Source organism: Devosia sp. GW821-FHT12F11, assembly GCF_058806655.1.
Map to the genome: position 1 here is coordinate 391,141 of NZ_JBXAPX010000004.1, position 26,144 is coordinate 417,284.

Sequence of the window (26,144 nt, forward strand, 5' to 3'; positions counted from 1 at the left end):
CAGTTACTTGCTCGCCAGGTACTTGTCGATCATCGGCTGGGTGATCAGCGTCACCCCGTCGGCAGTGCGCCGGAACCATTGCGCGTCGAACGCCGGATCCTCGCCGACCACCAGGCCCTCGGGCACATGCACGCCGCGATCCACCACCACCTTCTTCAGCCGCGCGCCGCGTCCGATGGTGCAGTAAGGCAGCACCACCGCCTCGTGCAGTTCCGAATAGGAGTGCACCCGGCTGCCGGTCGAGAGCAGCGTGCGATCCAGCGCTCCACCCGAGATGATGCAATCGCCCGAGACCAGCGAGTTCACCGCCGAGCCGCGACGGCCATCGAAATCGTGCACGAACTTGGCCGGCGGGGTGATCTCGGCAAAGGTCCAGATCGGCCAGTCGCGATCATAGAGATCGAGCTGCGGGGTCACGTCGCACAGGTCGATATTGGCCTTCCAGTAGGCATCGACCGTACCGACATCGCGCCAGTAGGCCACATCCTCGTTGGCCGAGCGGACGCAGGAGCGCGGGAAGCGATGCGCCCAGGCCGAGCCGTTCTTGACGATATAGGGGATGATGTCCTTGCCGAAGTCGCGCGACGAGCCCTCGGTCGCGGCGTCACGGCGCAACTGCTCCATCAGGAAGCGCGTCTCGAACACATAGATGCCCATCGAGGCCAGCGCGTAATCCGGTTTGTCGGGGATCCCCGGCGGGTCTTTCGGTTTCTCGACGAAATCGACGATCCGGTCGCGCCCGTCCACCGCCATCACGCCGAAGCCGGTGGCCTCCATGCGCGGCACCTCGAGGCAGCCGATGGTCACATCGGCCCCGGTGTCCACATGCTGCCGGAGCATGATTTCGTAGTCCATCTTGTAGATGTGGTCGCCGGCCAGCAGCACGATGTAGCGTGGGCCGTAATCCTCGATGATGTCCATGTTCTGGTACACGGCATCGGCGGTGCCCTCGTACCACTGCGTCTCGGACACCCGCTGCGACGCCGGCAGCACGTCGAAGCTCTCGTTTCGCTCGGTCCTGAGGAAGTTCCAGCCGCGCTGCAGATGCCGGATCAGCGAATGCGCCTGATACTGCGTCGCCACCGAGATACGTCGGATGCCGGAATTCAGCGCGTTACTGAGCGCGAAATCGATGATGCGGGACTTGCCGCCGAAATATACCGCCGGCTTGGCGCGCCGGTCGGTCAACTCGAACAGGCGGGTTCCTCGTCCCCCCGCCAGCACATATGCCATCGCCTCACGCGCCAGCGGCGATGGTGTCCGGTAGTCTGCCATGCTTCCCTCCCCTCGGGGCGTGATCAGCTGTTCCGATCACGCGACACACACAAAGCACTCTTACGTCCCGCTTATGCGGGATCGTATCCAGTCACCGCGCCCGAAGCGCTTTCAGGAAAAGCTGCAGGTCTTTTCCGATTCGAAAGCGCGACATGGTCATGCGGGTTCATACTTCAGATAGAGCGTCGACATCGGCGGCAGGTAGAGGTCGGCATACGGCCCCAGCCCTTCCACCTCGCTTGCCTTGGCCAGCACCCGGCCCTGGTTCCCCTTGTTGGTTCCGCCGTACCAGCCGGCATCGGTATTGAGCCGTTCGACCCACCGCCCGGCCAGCGGCATCGGCACCCGGTAGCTCTCGCGCGGCGTCGGCGTCATGTTCGAGATCACCACCACCGGGTGCTCGCCCGGCGCCTTGCGCGTCCAGGCGAACACCGAGTTGTTCTGGTCATTGCCGATCAGCCACTCAAAGCCTTCCGGCTCGTTGTCGCGGGCATAGAGCGACGGCAGCTCGCGGTAGAGCGCGTTGAGGTCGGTGACCAGCCGGCGGATGCCGTCGTGAGCGGGTGCTTCGAGCAACCACCAGTCGAGCCCCTTGGCCTCGTTCCATTCCTCGCGCTGCGCATATTCCTGGCCCATGAACAACAGCTTCTTGCCCGGCCAGCCCCACATGAAGCCGTAATAGGCGCGCAGGCCCGCGAACTGCCCCCAGTCGTCGCCGCCCATTTTGCTGAGCAGCGAGCCCTTGCCATGCACCACTTCGTCGTGGCTCAGCGGCAGGATGAAGTTCTCGGCGTAACCATAGAGCGCCGCGAAGGTCATGTCGTTGTGGTGGTATTTCCGGTGCACCGGATTGCGGCTCATGTAGCGCAGGGTGTCGTTCATGAACCCCATGTTCCACTTGAAGCCGAAGCCCAGCCCGCCTTTGTCGACCGGCGCGCTGACGCCGCTCCACGAGGTCGATTCCTCGGCGATCATCATCACCCCCGGATGCAGCCGATAGGCCTCGGCATTCACCCGCTTGAGGAACTCCACGGCCTCGAGATTGTGGTTGCCGCCGAACTGGTTGGGGATCCACTGCCCCGCCTGGCGCGAGTAATCGAGGTAGAGCATCGAGGCCACCGCATCGACGCGCAACCCGTCGAGGTGGAACACCTCCAGCCAATAGAGCGCGTTGTTGACGAGAAAGCTCACCACTTCCTTGCGCCCGAAATTGTAGATCGCGGTGTTCCAGTCGGGGTGGTAGCCCTTGCGCGGATCGAGATGCTCGTAGAGCGCCGTGCCGTCGAAACGCGCCAGCCCGTGCTCGTCGGTGGGGAAATGCGCCGGCACCCAGTCGAGGATCACTCCGAGCCCCGCCGCATGCGCCTTGTCGATGAAATGCGCAAAACCCTTGGGATCGCCGAACCGCGCCGTCGGCGCGTAGAGCCCGGTCGGCTGGTAGCCCCAGCTCGGATCGAACGGATGCTCGGTGATCGGCAACAGCTCGATATGGGTGAAGCCGCTATCGGCGGCATAGGGGATCAACTGCTCGGCCAGTTGCTCGTAGCTCATGAACGAGCCATCGGCGCGGCGCCGCCAGGAGCCCAGGTGCACCTCGTAGATCGACACCGGCTTGCGCCGCCAGTCGATCTTGGCGCGCTCCTTCATGTACTTGGCGTCGGTCCATTCGAACGGCTTGGGGTCGGCGATCACCGAGGCGGTCTTGGGCCTCAGTTCCGACTGCCGCGCGAACGGATCGGCCTTCAGCGGCATGAGCTTGCCGTCCGGCCCGACGATCTCGAACTTGTAGACCTCGCCCGCCCCGACATTGGGCACGAACACTTCCCACACCCCGGTATTGACCCGCACCCGCATCGGATGCCGCCGGCCGTCCCACTGGTTGAACGGTCCGACCACGCTGACGCGCCTGGCGTTGGGCGCCCAGACCGCGAAATGCGTGCCGTTGACGCCCTCGAACTCCATCGCGTGGGCGCCGAGCTTGTCGAACAGCCTGAGGTGCGAGCCCTCGCCGATATAATAATCGTCCATCGGCCCGAGCACTGGCCCGAAGCTGTAGGGGTCGAGGACGTTCCACTCCCCGCCCTCGTTGCGGGCGTGGTAGTTCACCGGCTGCAGCTTGTTGAGCTTGACGATACCCTCGAAGAAGCCGTCGCCGCGCGGCTCGAGCTCCCCGAGGATGCGGTTGTCCAGGGTGCGCGCCGATACCGACTCCGCGTGCGGAATGAAGGTGCGCGCGACCCAGGCGCCATCGACTTCATGCAGGCCGAGGATACCGAACGGATCGGAATGACGGCCCGCAACGATCGAACGGACGTCGCTGTCAGCCGCCTGCCACTTGGACTTGGTCAAACCCCACTACCCCCCGACAACCGGGACACCCCAGATTTCCTTGGCGTACTGCGAAATCGTACGATCCGAGGAAAACCAGCTGACATGAGCAGTGTTCCGGATAGCCATCGAATACCATTTGCGAGGCTTGTTCCAGAGCTCATCGATGTCCCGCTGCGCCGCCGCGTAGGCGTCGAAATCGCGCGCCACCATGAACCAGTCGTGGTCATACAGACCGCCGATCAGATCGCGGTAGCGGTTCGGATCATCGGGCGAGAACACTCCCGATGAAATCGCCTCCAGCGCCTCGCGCAACGCCGGCGAGGCGTCGATCGCGGTGCGCGGCACTTCGCTGCGGCTCCGCTTCTCGGCCACCTTGTCGGCGGTGAGCCCGAAGATCACCATGTTCTCCGGCCCGACCTGCTCGAGCATCTCGACATTGGCGCCGTCGAGCGTGCCGATGGTGAGCGCGCCATTGGCCATGAACTTCATGTTGCCGGTGCCCGACGCTTCCATGCCGGCCGTCGAGATCTGCTCGCTGAGATCGGCTGCCGGGATGATCTGCTCGGCGAGGCTGACATTGTAGTTGGGCAGGAACACCACCTTGAGCAGGCCGCGCACCGCCGGATCGTTGTTGATCACCTTGGCGACGTCGTTGATCAGCTTGATGATCAGCTTGGCGTTCCAGTAGCCCGGCGCCGCCTTGCCGGCGAACACCTTTACCCGCGGCACCCAGTCCTTCTCAGGGTGTGAGCGCATCATCGAATACTGCGCCACCGCCTCGATGACGTTGAGCAGTTGCCGCTTATATTCGTGGATGCGCTTCACCTGCACGTCGAACAGGGCGTCGGGCGACACCACGATGCCCAGCCGGTCCTTGATCACCTGCGCCAGCGCCACCTTGTTGGCGCGCTTCACCGCCTTGAACTGATCCTGGAAGCTCGGATCGTCGGCGTGCTTGTCGAGCTGCGCGAGCAGCGAGAAATCGTCCTGGAATTCCGGCCCGATCCGGTCGCTGATCAACCGCGTCAGCCCGGGGTTGCACTGCAGCAGCCAGCGCCGCGGCGTCACCCCGTTGGTCTTGTTGTTGATCCGCTCCGGGTAGAGCCGATCGAGATCGGCGAACAGCGTCTTCTTCAGGAGCTCCGAGTGCAGCGCCGAGACGCCATTGATCGAGTGCGAACCGACGAAGGCTAGTTGCCCCATGCGGACGCGGCGGCTGCCATGCTCGTCGATCAGCGACAGGTTGGCGATCTGGTTGTCGGTAAAGCCCCCCATCTTGCGCGCTTCGCCGAGCACTTCGGCATTGATGGCGTAGATGATCTGCATCTGGCGCGGCAGCATCCGCTCGAGCAGCCCGACCGGCCAGGTCTCCAGCGCTTCGGGCAAGAGCGTATGGTTGGTATAGCCGAACGTCGCCTTGGTCAGCTTCCAGGCCGGCGCCCACGCCATGCCGTGGATATCGATCAGGATCCGCATCAGCTCGGCAATCGAGATCGCCGGGTGGGTGTCGTTGAGCTGGATCGCCACCTTGTCCGAGAGCGAGCCGAGATCGCCATAGGCCTGCATGTGGCGGCGGACGATGTCCTGCAGCGAGGCGGAGGAGAAGAAGAACTCCTGCCTGAGCCGCAGCTCCTGCCCCGACGGCGTCGAGTCGGCCGGATAGAGCACCCGCGTCACCGCCGCGGCACGGGAGCTTTCCTCGAGCGCGCCGATATGGTCGCCGGCGTTGAACTTGTCGAGCAGGATCGGATCGATCGGCTGCGCCGACCAGAGCCGGAGCGTATTCACCCGCTTGCCGCGCCAGCCAACGATCGGGGTATCGAACGCCACGGCGAGCAGGTGCTCGGCCGGCCGCCATTCGAGCCGGGTGGTGCCATCGGGCTCCTGCACCGGCTCGACATGCCCGCCAAAGCCGATCTCGTAGCTCGACTCACGCCGCTCGAACTCCCAGGGGTTGCCGTGCGCCAGCCAATCCTCGGGCAGTTCGACCTGCCAGCCTTCGCTCATTTCCTGCCGGAACAGCCCGTGCACATAGCGGATGCCGTAGCCGTAGGCAGGGATATTAACCGTCGCCATCGACTCCATGAAGCAGGCGGCGAGACGGCCGAGGCCGCCATTGCCCAACGCCGCATCCGGCTCGAGGTTGATCAGGTCGCCGAGATCGACATTGAAGTTCTTGAGCGCGGCGCGCACCGGCTCCATCACCCCGATATTGCTCATCGCATCGCGCATCAGGCGGCCGATGAGGAACTCGAGGCTGAGGTAGTAGACGCGTTTGTTGGAGGTCCGCCAGGTCTCGCGGCTCGACTCCATCCACTGGTCGATGATCCGGTCGCGAACCGTCAGGATCGTCGCCTTCAGCCAGTCGTGCGGCCGCGCGACGATCGGGTCCTTGCCGACCGAATAGGTAAGTTTTTCGAGGATCTCCGATTGCAGCGCTTCAGTGGTGAGCGCGCGCCGTTCCGGGACCGGGGCATCCAATACGAGGGGCTTTTGCGGCATTGTCGCAATCCAGCATCATGGCGATGTATTCCCCTCTAGAACACCACCTTTGCACTGAATCGCACGCCTGGGAAGGCCTGTTGAGAACGCTTCTAAGGCACGCTGCCTAATCGGTAGACGATTATTGCTCGCACGCCCGCGTCACGACGCCTTGGGCGGATTGCCTTCATGTTGCGCAGCCCCAGCGACGGGCGGAAGCCAGTGCTCGCGGCGGATCGTCCAGACCTCAAGCGTCGGCGCGATGTCGTTAGGGCCTTGATCCAGGGTGCCAAGGAAGATCTCGACTCCCTCGTCGGACAGGAAGAACAGCCGGGAACCGCAGGTTGGGCAGAACTGACGGCGCTGGTGAGTCGCCAGTTCCCCGGTCATCCGAAATTGCGCGCGATGCCAGTTGGCGGTGGCGGAGAAGGTCGAGCCCGTCAGCTTCCGGCAGGTCATGCAGTGGCAGAGGCCGGACACGTACGGTTCGCCCCGGACCTCATACCTGACCGCGCCGCATAGACAGCCGCCTGTGCGGACGACTTCGGCGTCCGTTGCCTCGCTCATCCGCTGCCCCCTGGCTAAGCCTTCGCCTCTTCCTCAGGCGCAATGATCGGCGTTGACGGGCCGGCGACCGTGCCGCTTTCGCGGGCCTGGTCTTCAGCGTTCGACCTGAGCAGGTCCCGGCCCGCCATCAGGCCGCCGACCATCTGCGCCGCGAAGCGCTGGCGGTCGCGTTCGCGCACGCCTTCGATGATTTCCCCCACCTCGACCATGTCGACATCGAGCTGCCGCAGCGTCTCGGCACCGAACTCCAGCGCGCTCTCGAACACCTCGCGCAACTGATAATCCGCCCCGGCCTTCACCAGCTCGAGCGCGTGGCCGCGATCGAAGGCGCGTGCCATCACCTTGGCCAGCGGGAACTCCGATTTCACCAACTCGGTGATGCGAGTCGCCGACTCCTTCTTGTCGACGCAGATCAGGATCAGGTCGGCCGTCCCCGCCCCTGCCGCGTGCAGGATGTCGAGCCTGGTGCCATCGCCGTAGTAGATCTTGAAGCCGAAGGTCTGCGCCACCTCGATCATCTCGACATCGTTGTCGATGATCGAGATCGAATGCTGCCCCTTGGCGATCAGCGGCTGGCTGGCGATCTGCCCGAACCGGCCGAAGCCGATCAGCAGCACGTTGCCGGTCAGGCCTTCGGGTTTCTCGACGCCCGCGAGCGACTGCACCGGCTTGGGCACCAGCTTCAGCAGCATGGTCGAGAACGGCGTCAGCACCATAGAGATGATGACTGTCGCGGTGAAGATGGCGTTGAGTTGGCCGGTCAGCAGCCCGCCTGCGGTGGCGGTGGTGAACAGCACGAAGGCAAATTCGCCGCCCTGCGCCATCAGCACGGCGCGCTCCAGCGCCAGCGCGTTGCCGCCGCCCAGCGCGCGCGCCAGCCCATAGATCGCGCCGCCCTTCAGCACCATGTAGGTGAGCACCGAGAGCGCGATGAACTGCCAGTTGGCCGCCACCACCGTGAGGTCGAGCGACATACCCACGGCAAGGAAGAACAGCCCGAGCAGCAGCCCGCGGAACGGTTCGACATCGGCCTCGAGCTGGTGTCGGAAGGTCGAGGTCGAGAGTAGCACGCCGGCCATGAAGGCGCCCATCGCCATCGACAGGCCGCCCGCTTCCATGATCAGTGCCGCGCCCAGCACCACCAGCAGCGCCGCGGCCGTCATCACCTCGCGAGCCTTGGATTCGGCGAGGATCTTGAACACCGGGTTCAGTACCCAGCGGCCGGCAAAGATCACCGCGACGATCGAAGCCACCGCAACGCCGACGCTGATCCAGCGCTGCGTCATGCTCGCGTCGGTATCGATGCCGGGCGACAAGAACGCCACCACCGCCAGCAACGGCACGATGGCGAGATCTTCGAGCAGCAGCACCGACACGATCTTCTGCCCCGCCGGCGTCTGCAGCTCGCCCCGCTCCGAGAGGATCTGCATGACGATGGCTGTCGAGGTGAGGACAAACCCCATGCCGGCAACGAACGCCACCGGCGGCGCGAGCCCGAGCAGAAAGATGCCCGCCAGCGTCAGCAGCAGCCCGCAGAGACCGACCTGCAATATGCCGAGCCCGAAGATCTCCTTGCGCAGGCCCCAGAGCTTGGCCGGCTCCATTTCCAGCCCGACGATGAACAGGAACAGCACCACGCCCAGTTCGGCCGCGTGCAGCACCGCCTGCGGATCGCCGACCAGCCCGAAGCCGAATGGCCCGATGGCGAGGCCCGCCGCGAGATAGCCGAGGACCGAGCCGAGCCCCAGCCGGCGGAACAGCGGCACCGCGATGACCCCGGCTCCAAGCAGCGCCACCACCTGCACCAGGTCGACCCCGCCGTGCGAAGCCACCTCTGCTGCATGCGCCACCACTTCGCCGGCCATCGCTCACCTCAATCAGAAATCGGAAGAGCCAAAGCGTGAAGCTTGCGTGTGACAGCGTCAAGGCTGGCTTTATGGGGAGGGTGAGCGGTCAGCCCGTACCGGCCTCGCGGTCTAAGCCGCCGACGCCGGCTTCGCCGCACGTGTCCGCCGCGTCGTAACCTTCGCCGGCTCCGGCGGCGCCACCTTCGGCTCCGCCGCATCGGCGTCGCGGCTCGCCTTCTGCGTCACCAGCCGCCGCACCTTGCGCGGCGCCACCGTGCGGGTGGGCAGGATGTGGGTGACGATCGAGTAGAGCACCAGCAGTGACGGCACGGCGATCAGGCCGCCGACCGGGCCCCAGGCCCAGATCCAGAAGGTCAGCGACAGAAAGATCATGAATGGGTTGATCGTCATCGTCCGGCCCAAGAGGTTCGGGGTGACGAAATTGCCCTCGATGAAGTTGATGCCGAAGTACAGCGCCATCGGCAGCAGCCCGCCGAACAGCTCACCGCTCGTTCCGAGCCCGACAAGGAACAGCACCAGCGCCATGAAGGCCTGCCCGATGAACGGAATGTAGTTGAGCACGGCCGCCATGGCGCCCCAGAGCAGCGGCGAAGGCAGCCCCACCGCCCAGGTCATCAGTGTCACCACCGCTCCGACTCCGAGGTTCACGCTGGAGATGGTGAGCAGGTATTTCGAGACCTTCTGCTCGACGTCGCGGAACACATGCGCCGTGCGCCAGCGCATCCGGCGGCTGACGCAGAGGGACAGCGTCGCGACGCGGATATTGTCGCGCGTCGCGAGGAAGAAGTAGAGCGAGACGAGGAAGACGCCGACCTGCGCCAGGATCGCCGGCGCCAGCATGGCGATGCCGGTTACGGTACTGCCGTCCTCGACCCGCACCTCCATCGTTGCGCCGCCGCCCAGCACGCCCTTGATCTGTTCCTGCAGCGCCCCGATCGCAGCGATCGGCTCCTGCCAGTTGGCGAGCTCGGACTGGATGCGCTCCCACACCATGGGGATGCGCTCCGCCCATTCGCTCAGCGGCCCGTAGAACAGCGCCCCACCGACGATGATGATGACGAGGAACAGCAGAACCACCAGCCCGGCCGACAGCGCCTCCGGCACGCCGCGCTGCTCCAGCATGTCGGCCACCGGGCCAAACATCAGCCCTACGGTGATGGCGAGGAACAGCGGCGCCAGGACCACCTGGGCCTCGCGCACGGCGACAAAGGCAACCACAATGCCGATGGTGACGATGGCGAACTGCGCCGCGTTGCCCAGCACCCGCTCGAAATTGGTCCGCTGGATGTCCTTGATAAGCCCCTGGCGGGGGCGCGACGCCGCTGGTTTGCGCAAGTAAATGTCCCTCTCTCGGCCAGCCTAAACGCACTGCCAACCCTGACGTTCCGCCGGTCGACGAGCGGTGTGCCGGCGACTTGAGCAGGATGGCGTTTCGTTGAATCGCCATCCTGCTCCAAGTACGCGTTCCGGCGCGAGATCGAACCGCAAAAGTCTGCAACTTTTCCTGATCTCGCTCTAACATGCCGCCGGAATCAGTTTCTCAGGGGCTCGCGCTAAACCTATGGCACGCAAGATCATTATCGACACCGACCCGGGCCAGGACGACGCCGTCGCCATCCTCATGGCGCTCGCCTCGCCGGCCGATTTCGACATCCTCGGCATCGTCGCGGTGGCGGGCAATGTCAGCCTCGCCCAGAACGCCCGCAACGCCCTGAAGGTAGTCGAACTCGCCGGCCGCAAGGATATCGCGGTCTATGCCGGCTGCGAGCGGCCGATGCGCCGCACCCTCGTTACCGCCGAGCACGTGCATGGCGAAACCGGCCTCGATGGCCCAGACCTGCCGCTGCCCAAGCTGCAGATCGAAGACCAGCATGGCGTCGATTTCATCATCGACACGCTGATGGCGCATGAGGCCGGCACTGTGACACTCGCGACCCTCGGGCCGCTGACCAATGTCGCCATGGCGATGGTCAAGGAGCCGCGGATCATCGGCCGCATCCAGGAGATCGTCATGATGGGCGGCGGCTATTTCGAGGGAGGCAACATCACCCCGGCGGCCGAGTTCAACATCTATGTCGATCCCGATGCCGCCGATGTCGTGCTGCGCTCCGGCGTGCCGATCGCCATGCTGCCGCTCGACGTCACCCACATGATCCTCTCGACCCCCGACCGGCTGGCAAAGATCCGTGCGCTTGGCAACAAGGCTGGCGAAGCCGTCTACCAGATGCTGAGCTTTTCCGAGCGCTTCGACCTCTACAAATACGGCTCGACCGGCGCGCCGCTGCACGACCCCTGCGTCATCGCCTACATGCTCAGGCCCGACCTGTTCCGGGGCCGCCACATCAACGTGGTGATCGAGACGTCGAGCGAACTCACTATCGGCATGACCGTCGCCGACTACTGGGGCGTCACCGGCCGGGCCAAGAACGTCACCTATCTGCGGTCTGGCGATGCAGAGGGCTTCTACGAGCTCCTGACCGAACGGCTCAGCCGCCTGCCCTAGGCAGGACGCTCGCCGGTTGGGGCAGACTTCAAATAATTCCCCAAGAATCTCCTGCCAAGTCTAGCGCCTTGAATCCTAAGGGCGAGAAGATGCGGGAGATATCGGTGCGTGCGGTCGGTTTGTGCTTTGCGGTCTTGAAGTTTTCGAAGCTTTCGCTGTCAACCGCCGCGGCAGCGCTGGTTACGAGTGCCGCGCTGGCCGCGGACGATGTCGCCGCGTCGGCGCATGACTGGTCCGGCTTCTATCTCGGTGTCTTCGGCAGCGTTGCGGCGGGCCAAGCCAATATCGACGGAACGATCTACAATGATGGCCCGGCGGGGCACGGTCCCGAGCTTCTCGCGGAGGTCAACGCCCTCAACGATTTCCCATTCACCGATACAATGGCTGGATATGGAATTCAGGCCGGCTACAACGTCCAGTTGGACAATATCATGTTGGGGGTCCAGGCGGACCTTGGCGCGCTCAATCTCAACGGCTCCGCCGAAGCATCCGGCTCCGTCCTCGGCGTGAACTTTGTCGTTCGCAATTCTTTCAACGCTGACTGGCTGCTCACGCTGCGGCCACGCGTTGGGCTTCGGGCGTCTGATAACCTGCTGATCTATGCGAGCGGCGGTCTAGCCCTGTCGAGTATCGAGTTCAGCCACGAATATCTGTCGAATTTTGCAGGCGTCATAACCGAGGGCTTCTCGGAGAGCTATGTACGCGCCGGATGGGTGGTCGGTGCTGGTATCGAGTACGCCCTGGATGAGAACTGGTCGCTTGGCGCCGAGTATCTTTACACGGATTTGGGCAGCATTTCGGAAACCCGGCGCGTCACGTATGGCGCACCGATCGACACCCTATTCGAGAATGAGCTTGATCTGTCCGCGCACGCCCTCAGAACATCGGTCAACTACAGGTTCTGACGCCGACAGCCGGCGTCTTTTTGCGCCCGGCAGACGGCTCAGCCGGCGGCCTTGGCCTCGCGGATCCCGCGCAGGGTGAGCCAGATCGCGGTGACCAGGAAGTAGATGGCGCCGAACGCCGCATACCCAGCGATCAGCGCGATGCCGGGATTCGGCATCGTGCCGGCGGAGAAGACGAAGAAGCCGCCGGCCAGCGCCGACTGCGCTCCGCTCAGCACCATCGCCCACTGCCCACCCGATGCCCAGCGCCGCACCGCCGTCGCCAGTTGCAGCAGGCCTGAGAGGATGGCCCAGACACCGAACACGACGATCACTGCTGCCATCCCCTGCCCGAGCGCCACGACAACGGCGATCGTCGTGATCACGCTGACGATGACATTGAGCAGATGCGACATGTTGCGCTTGAGCCCGCCGTTGCGCTGCGCGTCGACGAAGTTGGCCAGCGCGTCCCAGGCCGGGTAGAGCACCAGCAGCACCGCCGCTATGGCAGGGTTGAGCGGCGCCAGCAGCAACGCCACAACCACCCAGGCGGCGGAAACACCGAAACGCATGAAGGCATAAGTTTTCAGCCAGCCGGCCGGTGCAGTGGGGAGCGAAGCGTTCATCGATGGACCTTCTAGTAGGTAGGTTGTTGAGATGTGTTTTGCCCGTGTTCGGCAGGCAGTCGTTTTCAGGCGTTGAGGCGTTCGAGCAGTGGACCGACGATCACCCCGAACGTCGCCGGCGTGCCGTAGGCGCGGGCCGACAGCATGGCGCCATGCACGGTCGCCATGATGGTCTCCGCTTCGACTTCAGCACTGTGCTGGAGCTTGAACTGGCCCTGCCGCACACCGCGCGTGAGGACTTCGGCCAGCCAGGCGGCAAGCAGGCGGAAATGTGCCTTGACCTCCACCGCGACGTCCGGCGGCAGCGCCGGCAGCTCGGCGGCGAGCTGCGCTCCGAGGCAGAACGGCATGCTGCCATCGGCGATGCAGGCTTCCCAGGTGGCGATATAATTCTGCAACTGCACCGAAGCGTCGGGCGACAGGCTCTCGAAATGGGCAAGACCAGCGGCGAGATCGTCCCGATAGCCGGCGACCAGCACCCGCACCAGGTCGACCTTGGCCGGGAAGTGGTGGTGGATGCTCGGCTTGCGGATGCCGACCACCGCGGCGATATCGGCATAGCTGAAGCCATTGTAGCCGCCGGCGATGACGAGTTCGCGCGCTGCGGCCAGTATCCGTTCTGCTGTCTGTTGTTCCATTCGCTCTATCTATCTATTAGTAGGTAGGCAATCAAGCGCCATGTTGTGACATGGGAAACCATGTCAGGCATGACCCCTGCCCGTCTGGCCCCAGTTAAGCAAATCCATAACCAGCCTTTCTTACCCTCATCGATGTGATGAGGGATAGCCGAGCACACAGCACCGACCCCGCACTGCGCCGCCGCCGGCGCGAACCGCCCGCGGCTCCCGAGGTCGTGGCCGTTGACGCCGCCCCGCCCTCCGTTGGCCAAATGGGCCGACTCTACCGGCAAGAGGCTGCGCGCTGGCTCTGCCGGATGGTGGTGCGCGCCTTCGGGCTGCTCTATCTGGCCGCGCTCGCCTTTACCGGCATCAGCGCGACAGGCTGGTTCGATTTCGCCCGGGCGCCGCTGGCCGGTGTCTTCCTCGTCGTTATCGGCCTGCCCTGGACGCTGGCCGCCGCCTGGTTTGCCGATCCGCTGCAGCCGCTCGTGGCGGCGGTTGCGCCAGCGGCGACGCTGATCCTGCTCTGGAGCTACTGTCACTGGCCGCGCCGCCGCGACTGAACCCATGAAATCACCGGCTGCACTGCACCTTGCGGGGTTTTCAGCTGCCATCGAGGCGCTGCCGCGCCCCGTACATCGGCTCAGCTTGTCGCCCGTTCGTGCCGGCGCTAGAACCCCTCCACTGTTTGGGAGCCCGCCATGGACATCGTCACCCTCGCCGCCTTCACCATCGCCTATGCCATCGCGGTGATCGTGCCGGGGCCTGGCGTTGCGGCGGTGGTGGCGCGCGCGCTGGGCGGCGGCTTCCGCTCGGCCTTTCCGATGGTGCTCGGCATTTTGGCCGGCGATCTCGTCTACCTGGTGTTCGCGCTGTTCGGCCTCGCCGCCATCGCCACCTGGTTCGGCCCGGTGTTCTTCGTGGTGAAGTGGGCCGGCGCACTCTACCTGCTCTATGTCGCCTGGCAGTTCTGGAGCGCCAAGCCCGGCTCCGAGCAGATCGGCGCCAAAAAGGACGCCAGCGCCTGGAAGACCTTCCTCTCCGGTTTTGCCCTCACCATGGGCAACCCCAAGACCATCGTCTTCTACCTGGCGCTGCTCCCGACCGTCATCCCGCTCGATAAGCCGATCACCGCGCTCGGCTTCGCCGAACTCACCGGCATCGTGGTGGTGGTGCTGCTCGCCATCGGCTGCGCCTATGCCGGCCTCGCGGCGGCCGCCCGCGACTTCTTCAGGTCCAGCAAGGCGCTCCGCATCCTCAACCGCACGGCGGGGGTGATCATGGCGAGTGCCGCGGCCTTTGTGGTGGTGCGGGAGTAACCTCGTTATCATCCCCCGCATGGCGGGGGAGGGGGACCAGCGAAGCTGGTGGAGGGGGCCAAAGTACCCGAGATAGCCCCTGCCTTTTCGGGCGCCCTATTTTGCCTTTGGCTTGGCGTCTGAGTTGGTGGGAGCCTTTCCCTTCGGCTTCAGCCGTACCCGCAAGTGACCGCCTTCACCCTTGGCGAGTTCCAATGAGCCGATCTTCCCGACCAGGTCGCTCAGCTTCTTGTAGCCGTAGGTTCGTGGATCGAAGTCGGGCGCCAGATTGGCGAGTTGATTGCCGAGTGGGCCCAAGTTCACCCAACCGGCCTCGTTCTCCAGTTCGCCGATCGCCCGCCGAAGCAACTGCTCTGCTTTGGAGATCGGCTCCAGCGCCCGCACGGCGGAGGATACACCCGCCTCGTTAGGGGCATCCGGAAGCAGGTTCTCGGTGTAAATGAAGCGTCGACAGGCTTGCCTGAAACTCTCGGGCGTCTTCTGTTCGCCGAACCCATAGACGTCGACTCCCTCCTCGCGGATGCGCGACGCAAGCCGAGTGAAGTCGCTGTCAGACGAGACCAGGCAGAAACCTGAGAATCGACCGCTGTGAAGCAGATCCATGGCGTCGATCACCAACGCGATATCCGAGGCGTTCTTGCCCTTCACGTAGGCGAACTGCTGCTGGGGCAGGATCGCGTAGCGCGTCAGCACATCGGCCCACGGCTTCGAGTGCGGACTAGCGAAATCCCCGTAGATCCGTCGGACGCTGGCCTCGCCCAACTTCGCAATTTCCTCAAACAACCCGTCGACGATCTTCGCTGATGCATTGTCGGCATCGATCAGGACTGCAAGTCGCTCCTGCTTACCGTTCGCCACTACATCCCCCTAGCAGCCGATGAGATCAATATGGCAAGCTGTTGCGGCTGAGGTAGTACTTCGACTGTCTGACGTGCAAACTTACTTAATCAATTGAGTACTACCGCACCACCGCGCTCGCCGCCGCCAGCCCCCAGTCGAGCAACTCCTTCGCCCGTTCCGGCGTCACGCCCTCGACATAGCAGCGCAGCTCCGGCGCGTTGCCGGAGGCGCGGTAATGGATGGTGTCGCCGGAAACCAGCGAGAAGCGCGGGCCATCGATCGTTGAGACCGATTGCACCTCGCCCACCGGCGCGAAGAATTCCTCGGCGTAGCCGGGTTGCTCGACCAGCCCCTTCAGCAACGCGGCGCTGCGCTCGCTCGCCACATGCGCCAGCCGGTCGCTGAGCGCGGCGCGCACCGGCAGAGTCCGCACCAGCCCGGCGACGCTCTCGCCGAGCTTGGCCGCCGTCCCCAGCACTGCCAGCATCGGCAGCACCGCGTCGCGCGTCGGCAGCGGGCTCAGCACGCGGCCGTTGATCGTCACCTCGCTGCCCAGCAGCAACCCGCCATTGGCCTCGAACCCGACCACTGCGCCTGGCGAGCCAATCGCCGCTTCTTCCATGCCGGAAATGACATAGGGCGAGCCGACCTTGGTGCGGTCGACCCGGCCGAACCAGCCGACGCCCTCGATGGCCGAATTGGAAGTGACCGGGGTCACCACCCGGTCGGCGCCGAGAAAGCGCGCTGCCAGCATGCCCAGCACGTCGCCGCGCACGAAATTGCCCTCGCTATCGATCAGCAGCGGCCGATCACCGTCGCCATCGGTCGAGACGATCGCATCGAGCCGATGCAGTCGGATCCAGCTCAGCCGCGGCTCGAACAGCGGATCGGAGAAGGCCTCGGTGTCGACGGCAACAAAGCTGTCCGAACGGCCGAGCCGCACCACGTCGGCGCCGGCGCGAGTAAGGAACGACACCAAGAGGTCGCGCGCCACCGATGAGTGCTCGAACACGCCGATGCGCCAGCCCTTCAGCGCTGCCGGATCGAGCAGGCCGCGATAGCGCTGCCGGTAGCGATCGCCGGCGGCTATGCTGCCGTCTTCAGCCGCCCCCTCACCTGCCGGGACCGCATCGATCAGCGCCGCGGCGATCCCCGTCTCATCCGCCTTGCTGATTTCACCCGCCGCCACGTAGAATTTGAGTCCGTTGCGGTCGGCCGGGATGTGGCTGCCGGTCACCATGATCGCCGGTCCGCCCAGCGCCATCGCGTGCAGCGCCAGCGCCGGGGTCGGCAACACACCGCAATCGACTGGCACCAGCCCGGCGGCGCGGATCGCTGCCGCACAGTCGGCAACGATAGCAGGGCTCGAGGCGCGGAGGTCTCGCCCCAGATAGACCCATCCACCGGCCACACTACCGATGTGCCTGAGGAACGCCGCCGTGTAGCGCCGTGCCGCGCCGCCGGTGAGATCGACCGCGAGGCCACGCAGGCCGCTGGTGCCAAACTTCAGTGAATCCGCCATACCGCACTCCTATACTCCGAGCTTTGTCATGGCGCCGACGGCTTCGGCAAGCATCGAGGCGCGCCTTTAACGTTTCGTTCACCCTGCGCCCGCAGTCTCACCGCCAATGCAGATTCAGAAGCGCAGCATGAACTGGCTCCCGCGCGCCTCGCTCTACAGCGAGGCGGAGTCAGCGCGCCTGAAGCGCAAGGCAAATGCGCAGTCCGCCCTCGCCACCTCCTCCAACAACAACGCTGCGTTGATCGCCAGCGGCACCTCGAATGTCGGCGAATCGATCAACCTGACGCTCCGCATCGCTGCGTCGCGCTTGCAGAACGGCACCACCAAGAAGGTCTAAAGAGTTGCATCGGCTCGGGTAACTCCCCAGTTTCTCGCGCATGACCTCCTTCGATCCGATCGCCTTCTTCAACCGCGAAGTCACCCTCGTTGCCCGCGAACTGCTGGGCGCGAAGTTCCTCGTCGATGGCGTCGGCGGCCTCATCGCCGAGACCGAGGCCTACCACCCGACCGAGCCGGCGTCGCACTCGCACCGTGGCAAGACCGAGCGGAACGCTTCGATGTTCCTCGGTCCCGGCCGGGTTTATGTCTACCGCTCGTACGGCATCCACTGGTGCTTCAACTTCGTCTGTGCCGATGCCTCGGCCATTCTCATCCGCGCCATCGAACCAACGGACGGTATCGAGACAATGTCGGAGCGCCGTGGCCTCGTGAACCTGCGCGACCTCTGCTCCGGCCCCGGCAAGCTTGGCCAGGCGCTAGGCGTCACCCGAGTGGCCCATGACGGCCTGATGGTCGACGCTCCGCCCTTCAGTTTCCGACCAGCCGAGACGCCACCTCCCGTGGTCATCGGCCCGCGCATCGGCATCACCAAGGCAGCCGACCTGCCCTGGCGCTTCGGCGTCGCCGGATCGGCCTTTCTCAGCAAGGCGTTCCGCCCGCCCTCGACGTGAAGGCCGACTCGGCACGAAGCGACGCTTTGCGCGGGGTTGTCGCACCGGGACCGGGTTCCCCTTTGCGGCCGCTTTGGATAGGTTGCGCCCGAACTGAACAGGAGATGCCCGTGGCGGTCGATGCGCTGATCAAGGAATTGCTGGCAACCGGCAGCATGAACGAGGAAACCACCGCCGACCTGAACCGCTGGCAGGCGGAGTTCGCCGAAGGCACGCTGCATGCCGACGACGCGGCCTATATCGAGGCCCTGCACGCCAAGCTCACCGGCGCCCCGCTGCCTGAAGTGGAAGTCACTGCTCCCACCGAGCCGCCCCGCATCGACGGCCTCACCATCGAGGACTGGCGCGACCGTGCTTTGCGCGCCGAGAGCGAACTCGCCGCCCTCAAGGACAGCGTCAGCACCACCAGCGCTTGACCGCCGCGTCAGGCTCCCCGTAGAAGCCGCCCTGCGCGGGGGCGCGTTTGTACGGAATTGGTAATGACTACAAGCCTGTGGCGCGTTCGACAGCCTAAGCTGTTGCGCATGCTGGAGATTGCCTCTACCCGGCGCAGCATGGAGCGCAGGTTCCACCGCGACTTCGGCCGCCTTCCCAACCTCTCGAACCCACGCACCTTCAACGAGCGCATACTGCACCGGCTGGTCTACGACCGCGATCCGCACTTCACGCTGCTCAGCGACAAGATCGCCGCCAAGGACTATATCGCTCGCCGTGTCGGCCCCGGCTACAACGTGCCGCTGCTCGGCAAATGGCGCACGCCGCGCCGGATCGATTGGTCCGCCCTGCCGGAGCGCTTCGTGCTGAAGCCCAGTGGCGACAGCGGCAAGTTCGTGCTGGTACGTGGCCCTGCCGAGCGCAACACCGACCATCTGCGTGCCATCGCCTGGAGCTGGCTGCGAGCCCGCCGTGCCGGCCGCAGCCATCCTGAATGGGGCTATCGCGGTGTACCCCGCCAATTGCTCGCCGAGCCCTTGCTCATCGGTCCCGACGGCGGCACGCCGCCCGAGATCAACGTCTTCACCTTCGGCGGCCAGGCCAGACTGATCCGCCGCTTTGCCGGCCGAAAGACCCTGCCGGAACGGCGCGACGCCTGGTTCGACGCCGCCGGCCGCCAGGTCGAGATCGGCGTTGCTTCCATCTCCAGCGTCCGCATGGAGCTGCCCGATGCCCTGCGCATCGAGCTCATCGAGGTGGCCGAGGCACTGTCCGACGGCCTCGATCATCTACGCGTCGATTTCTACCTCACTGGCGATGGCTTGAGGGTCGGCGAGCTTACGCCCTACTCTTGGGGCGGATTGGCCCATTGGCGTTCCCCCGAGCTCGACGAGAAGCTGGGCCGGCTGTGGGCCGGCGAGACCGACTACGCCATGTTCGAGGATTTCCGCGATCCCGACCTTGCCGACTTGCCGCCCGCCGACGCCGCGACCTGGCTGAGGACATGGGAGAGGCTGATCAACGCCGGTGACTACGAATCGGCGCGCCACCTGTTCGCGCCCGACGTCCTCGCCTTCGGCTCCCTGGCCCAGACGATGAACGGGCTCGATGCACTGGAACAGGAGCAATGGCGCCGGATCTGGGGCACCATCCGCGACTTTGCCTTTGAAGCGCCGGTGCAGTTCGCTGCCGGCGACAGCAGCTCTACGTTCGCCCTGCGCTGGCACTCCCAGGGCAAGACCGAAGATGGCGGCTGGTATGAACGGCGTGGCCGCTGCACACTGGTGCTGGAGCGTCGCGGCCGGGGGCTCGTCTGTACCCACAGTCATTTCTCGATGGATCCCGGGACACCGCCGCGCCGTTCCGAGTGAGTGGATTCGATCGGAGATTCGTGGATGCGCCTGTTCCTCACCAGCTTCGCCCTGGGCCTCACCTTGGGCTTGGGATCGGCCCTCGCCCAACCCGTGGCGCTGACCACCCGGCTCGTCAGCGATGCGCTGGATCAGCCGGTCTACGCCGTCGCACCATCGGCCGATCCACGGCTGTTCGTGGTGGAGCAGACCGGCCGAATTCGCATTCTCGTCGACGGCAAGCTGACCGCCACACCGTTCCTCGACCTCAGTGGCAGCATCAGCAGCGGCGGAGAACAGGGGCTCCTGGGCCTTGCCTTCCACCCCCGTTATGCCGAGAACGGCCGCTTCTTCGTCAACTACACCGACAAGGACGGCGACACCCATATCGTCGGCTACAAGGTCTCGGCCGACCCTGCCGTGGCCGATCCGGCCTCGGCTGCCGAGCTGCTACGCATCGACCAGCCCTATGCCAACCACAATGGCGGCTGGCTGGGCTTCGGCCCGGATGGCTACCTCTATATCGGCATGGGCGACGGCGGCTCGGGCGGCGACCCCGAAAACCGGGCGCAGAACCCGGACGAACTGCTCGGCAAGATCCTGCGACTCGATGTCGATGGCGACGCGCCATACGCCATTCCTGAGGGCAACCCCTTCGCCGAAGGCGGTGGTCGCCCGGAGATTTTCGCCCTTGGCGTCCGCAATCCCTGGCGACCGTCTTTCGACAGCGACGACTTCTATGTCGCCGATGTCGGCCAGAACGCCCACGAGGAGATCACCGTCATCACGGCCGAATCCGCCGGCGCCAATCTCGGCTGGAAGATCATGGAGGGCCCAGTGTGTTTCGGAGCCCAGAGCTGCGAGCAGACGGGTCTGGTGCCGCCGAGCTACAGCTATTCGCACGACACCGGCGGCTGCTCGATCACCGGCGGCTATGTCTACCGCGGCAAGGCCATTCCCGAGATCTCGGGCCAGTATTTCTTCGCCGATTTCTGCGACAGTCGCGTCAACTCGTTTGCCTATGCCGACGGCGAGGCCGGCGACCTGTTCGACTGGACCCAGCAACTGGGGGGCATCGGCGGCATCACCTCGTTCGGTGTCGACAGCGCAGGCGAACTCTACATCACCACCATCGAGGGCAAGCTGTTCGAGGTGGTGCGGGCGGAATAGCGCGTGGCCCGTTGACCTCCCCGACGCTCCTGCTATTGAGGCGCCCGGGGCCCATAGCTCAATGGTTAGAGCCGACCGCTCATAACGGTCTGGTTCCAGGTTCGAGTCCTGGTGGGCCCACCATTCTCCCTCTCGTCACGATTTTTCTGCAGGCTCGTGTCGATCGCGTCGAAAGCCGTTCGTCGTGTTGATGAACGGCCCCATTGGCGGGCCGGCGAAACCAGGAGAATGACATGCGCAAGATCACTGCAGGCTTCTTTCACTCGGTCGACGGCGTCGTCGAGTCGCCCAATCTGTGGCAGTTCGATGCTTTCGATGACGAGCTGGGCGCCCTGCTCGGCGAAACTATGCCCAAGATCGATACCGTGCTGCTGGGGCGCGTTGGCTTTGAAGAATGGGCCGGCTACTGGCCGAATGCCGAGGCCGATCAGGACTTCGCCCAATTCATCAACAACATGCCCAAGTTCGTCGCTTCCCGCACCCTCAAGCAGGGCGACCTCAAGTGGCAGAACTCGACGCTGATCGAAGGCGACGTGATCGAGTTCGCCCGTGAGCTCAAGGCCAGGGATGGCGGCGACATCGCCGTCATGGGCGGCATCTCGCTGGCCCGGCAGCTGTTCTTTGCCGGCCTGCTCGAGGAACTGACGCTGATTACCCACCCGGTGGTGGCCGGCAAGGGCAAGCGGATGTTCGAAGCCACCGACCCGGTCACCCGGCTCGAGCTGAAGAAGTCCACGACCACCAGCAAGGGCAACGTGGTGTCGGTCTATGGGCTGAAGGCAGAATAAGCGTAGGCCCGCGCATCCTCTCGATGCGCGGGCCCGGGTTATTCCCCAGCTGAGGTCAGAAGCTGAGCTTCAACCCCGCGAGCACCGTGCTCGCCGGAATGCTCAGGCCGTAATCGCCCGAGCCCTGGTAATTGCTCTTGTCGAAGGTATCCTGGAAGCGGTACTCGGCCACGGCCGAGATATTGTCAGTCAGCTTGGCGCCGACACCCGCGATGACCTGGTAGCCGAAGCTCGCATACTCGTTCGAGTGGCCGGTCCAGACCTCTTCGCCCCACACATGCCCCAGCCCCACCGCGCCGTAGACACTGAAGGTGTCGTTCAGTGCGATGGTGTACTTGGCATTCGCCATCAGGCTGAGCGTGGAATAGGTCAAGTCGTCGGCATCGGCGTAGTCTCGCTTGGTGTAGAGGATGTCGGCTTCCAGCGACAGGCCATCCATCACCACGACACCGACGGTGCCGGCAACCCCAAAGCCGAAGTCGGTATCGGCGTCGCCGTCGTCCTGACCGTCTTCGAAATAGTTGACCGGGAGGTTCTGCACGAAGCCGCCGAGCAGTTGCACATAGATGTTGCTGTTAACGAAGCTGGTGTCAGCGGCAACCGGAGCGTCTTCGACAATCAGATCAGCAGCCTGGGCCCCAACGGCACCGACCAGCAAAACGGCGCTGGCCAACAAGATAGAACGCATAGTGTATCCCAAAAACGTAGCAGCCCCCGCCCGCGGCTGGTGCCACAACCGCAGCGTGCGCGCCATAGCAAACGCGCAACAGAGCGCGATTTGCTGAACCGTTTCAGCGCTTCACGCGACCAACAAGCAAAGGGGCCCGCACGCTGCCAGCGCACGGGCCCCCTGATGTCTGCTGAAAGGCCTCAGCCGGCGGCCGTATAGGCCGTCTTCACCTGGGTGAAGAACTCGGCGGCATACTTGCCCTGCTCCTTGGGACCGTAGCTCGAGCCCTTGCGGCCACCGAACGGCACGTGGAAATCGACGCCGGCGGTCGGCACGTTCACCATCACCATGCCGGCTTCGGCATTGCGCTTGAAGTGCGTGGCGTATTTCAGCGACGTGGTGACGATACCGGCCGAGAGGCCGAACTCGGTATCGTTGGCGACGGCAAGCGCCTCGTCGTAATCCTTCACGCGGATCACCGCGGCCACCGGCCCGAAGATCTCCTCGCGCGCGATGCGCATCTGGTTGTGCACCTCGGTGAACAGCGCCGGCTGCAGGAAGTAGCCGGGGTTGTCACGCTTCACCAGCTCGCCGCCGACGACCAGCTTCGCGCCCTCGCCTTTGCCGATCTCGATGTAATCGGTGTCCTGCTTGAGCTGACCGGGATCAACCACCGGGCCGATCTCGGTGTCCTTGGCGATGGCGTCGCCAACCTTGAGGTTGCGGATGCGCTCGGTGAGCGCCGCAACGAACTGGTCGTGGATGCCCTCGGTGACGATGAGCCGCGAGGACGCGGTGCAGCGCTGGCCGGTCGAGTAGAAGGCGCTCTGCGCCGTGGTTTCGACCGCCACCTTGAGGTCGGCGTCGTCGAGCACGATGGTCGGGTTCTTGCCACCCATTTCGAGCTGGAACTTGCGCATCACCCTGACGCTGGCTTCGGCCACGCGGCGGCCGGTATTCACCGAGCCGGTGAAGGTCTGCGCCACGATATCCTTGCTGTCCAGCATAGTCTGGCCAACCACCGAGCCCTTGCCCATCACCAGGTTCAGCACGCCCTTAGGCAGCCCGTTGCGGTGGAGGATATCGACGATGGCCCACGAGCAGCCAGGCACCAGGTCGGCCGGCTTGAACACCACGGTGTTGCCGTAGCAGAGCGCCGGCGCGATCTTCCAGGCCGGGATGGCGATCGGAAAATTCCACGGCGTGATGATGCCGACGACGCCCATCGCTTCGCGCGTCATCTCGACGCCGACGCCCGGGCGCACCGACGGCACGCTCTCACCCGAGAGGCGCAGCGCCTCGCCGGCGAAGAACTCGAAGATCTGGCCGGCGCGGGTGACTTCGCCGATGCCCTCGGCAAGGGTCTTGCCCTCTTCGCGGCTCAGCAGCTCACCAAGCTCCGCCTTGCGGGCGAAGATCTCATGGGCGGTTTTCGAGAGGATTTCCCAGCGCTGCAGGATGCCCGAGCGCGACCAGGCCGGGAACGCCGCCTTGGCTGCCGCGATGGCGTCGAGCGTGTCCTGCTGGGAAGCGCGCGCATAGACGCCCACCACTTCATTGGTGTTGGAGGGGTTGATGTTGTTCACCCCGTCCCCGCCGACCCATTCGCCGTTGATGAGATTCTTGTGCAGTTCGGTCATGGGGAGTTCCTCTTCATAGGTGCCATGGAGCACCTCGTTTCAACCAACCCCGGTGTCATCCCGGCGAAGGCCGGGATCCATTTCCCCGCCGGCGTCGACGGCGAGTTGGGTCCCTGCTTTCGCGAGGGATGACATCGAGTATTTACAACAGCCCAGCCCTTGCCAGGTCCCTGAGCAAATGGCTGGTGCCATAGGTCCAGGGGGCGGCCTCGGTGGCGAGGCGCACAGTGTTAGATAGGGTGCCGAGCGACGGCGTCGAGATCGATACCACGTCGCCGAGCTTGTGGGTGAAGCCCTTGCCCGCGCCGCCGCGATCCTTCACCGGCGCGAACATCGTGCCCAGATAGACCACCAGCCCATCCGGATACTGATGATGCCGGCCGACCGTCGCGCCGACGATCGCCTCGGGCGAGCGCGAAATCTGGCTCATGTTGGAAACGCCTGTCAGTTCGAACCCATCCTCGCCGGTGACGCTGAGCGCGATGTCGGCGGCCTTCACGGTCTCGATGGTGAACTTGCCGTCGAACAGCCGGATGAACGGGCCGAGCGAAGCCGAGGCATTATTGTCCTTGGCCTTGCCGAGCAGCAGCGCCGAGCGGCCCTCGACATCGCGCAGGTTCACGTCGTTGCCGAGCGTCGCGCCGACGATCGTGCCCTTCGAGTTCACCACCATCGCCACTTCCGGCTCGGGATTGTTCCACTCCGAAATCGGCAGGATGCCGACATCGGCGCCAAACCCCACGGAGGCCATCGGCTGGCACTTGGTGAAGATCTCGGCGTCGGGCCCAATGCCGACTTCGAGATACTGGCTCCACACGCCGCGCGCGATCAGCGTCTTTTTCACCTCCATCGCGGCGGGCGAACCCGGCTCGAGCTGGCTGAGATCGGTGCCCACCAGCCCCAGGATATCCTTGCGCAGTTCGTCGGCCTTGGCCTTGTCGCCGCGCGCCTGCTCCTCGATGACGCGCTCGAGCAGCGACACCACGAACGTTACGCCCGCCGCCTTCACCGCCTGCAGGTCGATCGGCGACAGCAGCGACGGCGCCTTGAGGTCGGTCTTGCCCGACCACGAGTTGGCGAGGAGTTGATGGAGGTTCCCGATCACCGGGCCCTTGGCCGAAGCCACGTAGGCTGCGGGGTCGCCCTGCTCGGCGATATCGCGCGAGGTCGGCGCGGTTTTCGAGGTGATGTCGACGATGTCCTCGCCGCGCACCGTGATGATGCGTGGATGCTCGTATCCCGGCACCCTGGCCCGCCCGAGAAGCACGCCTTCGCTTGGAACTTGTCGGTTGGCCACGGCACTCCCCCGGTTTTTCGGACGGGCTACCTAACCCGCCGCCCCAAAGCCTGTCCAGCAGGGGTCGAGGCACGTAACTCAAACTTTCGTCGGTTCGCGACCCAAGGTTCACGCAACCTCCGGCGTCTTATCTCTCGGAAGCGGCGTTCAAATCCCGTTCAGGTTCGCCGCACTAACACCCCGATCGGCTGGGACATATTTCCCAACCGAAGGCCACATAGGAGAGACGCATGCGTCCCATTACTGCCGCCCTCATTCCCCTGTTCCTTGCCACCGCGCTGACTGCCACCCCCGTATTCGCGCAGGAGACACCCGTGAACGGCACCCTTTCGATCAGCGGCATCGGTGAAGTCACCGCGGCGCCCGACACCGCCTTCGTCAATTCCGGCGTCACCAGCCAGGGCGCCACCGCCCGCGAGGCACTCGATGCCAACACCAAGGCAATGGGCGAACTGATCGAGACGCTGAAGGCCGCCGGCATCGAAGCGCGCGACATCCAGACCTCGGGCTTCTCGGTCAGCCCGAACTACGTCTATTCCGATGCGCGCGACGCCAATGGTTACCAGCTGCCGCCCAAGATCACCGGCTACCAGGTCTACAACAACGTCAACGTCCGGGTGCGTGAGCTGGCAACGCTCGGCTCGGTGCTCGACAAGGCCGTGACCGTCGGCGCCAACACCATCAACGGCGTCAGCTTCTCGGTCGCCGATCCGAGCAAGCTTTACGACGAAGCCCGCAAGGCCGCCTTCGCCGACGCCAAGAGCAAGGCCGAGCTCTATGCCGGCGTTGCCGGTGAGGATCTCGGCAGCATCCGCAACATCAGCGAAGTGCAGGGCATGGGCACACCGCAGCCCTACATGATGAAAGCCTCGGCCGATTCCGTCGCGGCCGGCGCCGTGCCGATCGAGGGAGGCGAACTCAGCTACTCGATCAACGTCCAGGTCACCTGGGACTTTGCCGGCAAGTAACGGCTTCGGATGGGCGCCTTCGGGCGCCCATCTCTTATCTG

General features: G+C 64.8%; 24 protein-coding genes and 1 tRNA gene. 12 read left to right on the forward strand and 13 right to left on the reverse strand.

The annotated features are described in order from the left end of the window. Positions 1-3: 3 nt before the first annotated feature. The 6 genes from glgC to AC1ROK_RS14755 form a co-directional block, all read right to left on the reverse strand. Positions 4-1,275: a glucose-1-phosphate adenylyltransferase gene (gene glgC / locus AC1ROK_RS14730; RefSeq protein WP_492848114.1), complete on the reverse strand. Its 1,272-nt coding sequence runs from the start codon at positions 1,273-1,275 to the stop codon at positions 4-6. A gap of 156 nt (positions 1,276-1,431) precedes the next feature. Continuing rightward, complete coding sequence (glgB, locus tag AC1ROK_RS14735; protein WP_492848116.1) at positions 1,432-3,624, reverse strand: 1,4-alpha-glucan branching protein GlgB; 2,193 nt, start codon at positions 3,622-3,624, stop codon at positions 1,432-1,434. A gap of 6 nt (positions 3,625-3,630) precedes the next feature. Then, complete coding sequence (locus AC1ROK_RS14740; RefSeq protein WP_492848119.1) at positions 3,631-6,108, reverse strand: glycogen/starch/alpha-glucan phosphorylase; 2,478 nt, start codon at positions 6,106-6,108, stop codon at positions 3,631-3,633. Positions 6,109-6,249: 141 nt separating this feature from the next. Beyond that, complete coding sequence (locus AC1ROK_RS14745) at positions 6,250-6,654, reverse strand: GFA family protein (RefSeq protein WP_492848121.1); 405 nt, start codon at positions 6,652-6,654, stop codon at positions 6,250-6,252. A 14-nt stretch (positions 6,655-6,668) separates the two neighbouring features. Next, a complete protein-coding gene (locus tag AC1ROK_RS14750; protein ID WP_492848123.1) occupies positions 6,669-8,519 on the reverse strand; it encodes a monovalent cation:proton antiporter-2 (CPA2) family protein in 1,851 nt (616 codons plus the stop codon). 111 nt (positions 8,520-8,630) lie between these two features. Then, positions 8,631-9,857, reverse strand: a complete 1,227-nt coding sequence (locus AC1ROK_RS14755; protein WP_492848125.1) for an AI-2E family transporter — start codon at positions 9,855-9,857, stop codon at positions 8,631-8,633. A gap of 226 nt (positions 9,858-10,083) precedes the next feature. On the opposite strand from AC1ROK_RS14755, the gene AC1ROK_RS14760 reads away from it, so the two are divergent. Next, a complete protein-coding gene (locus AC1ROK_RS14760; protein WP_492848127.1) occupies positions 10,084-11,025 on the forward strand; it encodes a nucleoside hydrolase in 942 nt (313 codons plus the stop codon). A 104-nt stretch (positions 11,026-11,129) separates the two neighbouring features. Then, positions 11,130-11,930 carry an outer membrane protein gene (locus AC1ROK_RS14765; protein ID WP_492848129.1) on the forward strand — a complete coding sequence of 267 codons (801 nt, stop codon included), beginning with the start codon at positions 11,130-11,132 and terminating at the stop codon, positions 11,928-11,930. 38 nt (positions 11,931-11,968) lie between these two features. Here AC1ROK_RS14765 and AC1ROK_RS14770 read toward each other — a convergent pair whose 3' ends face one another. After that, positions 11,969-12,535, reverse strand: a complete 567-nt coding sequence (locus AC1ROK_RS14770) for a DUF308 domain-containing protein (RefSeq protein ID WP_492848131.1) — start codon at positions 12,533-12,535, stop codon at positions 11,969-11,971. Between the two features lie 65 nt (positions 12,536-12,600). Then, positions 12,601-13,173, reverse strand: coding sequence for a TetR/AcrR family transcriptional regulator (locus tag AC1ROK_RS14775; protein ID WP_492848133.1), 573 nt, complete (start codon positions 13,171-13,173; stop codon positions 12,601-12,603). 251 nt (positions 13,174-13,424) lie between these two features. Here AC1ROK_RS14775 and AC1ROK_RS14780 point away from each other — a divergent pair, with 251 nt between their 5' ends. Next, positions 13,425-13,718 carry a hypothetical protein gene (locus AC1ROK_RS14780; RefSeq protein ID WP_492848135.1) on the forward strand — a complete coding sequence of 98 codons (294 nt, stop codon included), beginning with the start codon at positions 13,425-13,427 and terminating at the stop codon, positions 13,716-13,718. 138 nt (positions 13,719-13,856) lie between these two features. Then, positions 13,857-14,474, forward strand: coding sequence for a LysE family translocator (locus AC1ROK_RS14785; RefSeq protein WP_492848137.1), 618 nt, complete (start codon positions 13,857-13,859; stop codon positions 14,472-14,474). Positions 14,475-14,570: 96 nt separating this feature from the next. Here the strand turns inward: AC1ROK_RS14785 and AC1ROK_RS14790 are convergent, their stop codons facing one another. Together AC1ROK_RS14790 and AC1ROK_RS14795 are read right to left on the reverse strand one after the other, a co-directional pair. After that, positions 14,571-15,332, reverse strand: a complete 762-nt coding sequence (locus tag AC1ROK_RS14790) for an NYN domain-containing protein (RefSeq protein WP_492848139.1) — start codon at positions 15,330-15,332, stop codon at positions 14,571-14,573. Positions 15,333-15,432: 100 nt separating this feature from the next. Beyond that, positions 15,433-16,836, reverse strand: coding sequence for a phosphomannomutase (locus AC1ROK_RS14795; RefSeq protein WP_492848141.1), 1,404 nt, complete (start codon positions 16,834-16,836; stop codon positions 15,433-15,435). A 127-nt stretch (positions 16,837-16,963) separates the two neighbouring features. Between AC1ROK_RS14795 and AC1ROK_RS14800 the strand changes: the two genes are divergently transcribed. The 7 genes from AC1ROK_RS14800 to AC1ROK_RS14830 all read left to right on the forward strand — a co-directional run bounded on the left by AC1ROK_RS14800 (position 16,964) and on the right by AC1ROK_RS14830 (position 21,528). Beyond that, positions 16,964-17,173, forward strand: coding sequence for a hypothetical protein (locus AC1ROK_RS14800; RefSeq protein ID WP_492848143.1), 210 nt, complete (start codon positions 16,964-16,966; stop codon positions 17,171-17,173). Positions 17,174-17,213: 40 nt separating this feature from the next. After that, entirely contained in the window at positions 17,214-17,786 is a 573-nt protein-coding gene (locus AC1ROK_RS14805; protein WP_492848145.1) for a DNA-3-methyladenine glycosylase, read from the forward strand. Between the two features lie 110 nt (positions 17,787-17,896). Then, a complete protein-coding gene (locus AC1ROK_RS14810; protein ID WP_492848147.1) occupies positions 17,897-18,202 on the forward strand; it encodes a hypothetical protein in 306 nt (101 codons plus the stop codon). A 63-nt stretch (positions 18,203-18,265) separates the two neighbouring features. Continuing rightward, positions 18,266-19,591: an ATP-grasp fold amidoligase family protein gene (locus tag AC1ROK_RS14815; RefSeq protein ID WP_492848149.1), complete on the forward strand. Its 1,326-nt coding sequence runs from the start codon at positions 18,266-18,268 to the stop codon at positions 19,589-19,591. A gap of 24 nt (positions 19,592-19,615) precedes the next feature. Beyond that, a complete protein-coding gene (locus AC1ROK_RS14820) occupies positions 19,616-20,740 on the forward strand; it encodes a PQQ-dependent sugar dehydrogenase (protein WP_492848151.1) in 1,125 nt (374 codons plus the stop codon). Positions 20,741-20,787: 47 nt separating this feature from the next. After that, positions 20,788-20,863: transfer RNA gene (locus AC1ROK_RS14825), tRNA-Ile, on the forward strand. 110 nt (positions 20,864-20,973) lie between these two features. Then, positions 20,974-21,528 (forward strand): dihydrofolate reductase family protein, encoded by a 555-nt coding sequence (locus AC1ROK_RS14830; protein ID WP_492848153.1) that lies wholly within the window; start codon positions 20,974-20,976, stop codon positions 21,526-21,528. 55 nt (positions 21,529-21,583) lie between these two features. Here the strand turns inward: AC1ROK_RS14830 and AC1ROK_RS14835 are convergent, their stop codons facing one another. The 3 genes from AC1ROK_RS14835 to AC1ROK_RS14845 form a co-directional block, all read right to left on the reverse strand. Then, positions 21,584-22,216, reverse strand: a complete 633-nt coding sequence (locus tag AC1ROK_RS14835) for an outer membrane protein (protein WP_492848155.1) — start codon at positions 22,214-22,216, stop codon at positions 21,584-21,586. Between the two features lie 182 nt (positions 22,217-22,398). Beyond that, positions 22,399-23,838 carry an aldehyde dehydrogenase family protein gene (locus tag AC1ROK_RS14840; protein WP_492848157.1) on the reverse strand — a complete coding sequence of 480 codons (1,440 nt, stop codon included), beginning with the start codon at positions 23,836-23,838 and terminating at the stop codon, positions 22,399-22,401. 142 nt (positions 23,839-23,980) lie between these two features. Beyond that, positions 23,981-25,135, reverse strand: coding sequence for a fumarylacetoacetate hydrolase family protein (locus AC1ROK_RS14845; protein WP_492848159.1), 1,155 nt, complete (start codon positions 25,133-25,135; stop codon positions 23,981-23,983). Positions 25,136-25,365: 230 nt separating this feature from the next. Here AC1ROK_RS14845 and AC1ROK_RS14850 point away from each other — a divergent pair, with 230 nt between their 5' ends. Continuing rightward, a complete protein-coding gene (locus AC1ROK_RS14850; protein WP_492848161.1) occupies positions 25,366-26,103 on the forward strand; it encodes an SIMPL domain-containing protein in 738 nt (245 codons plus the stop codon). Positions 26,104-26,144: the final 41 nt, after the last annotated feature.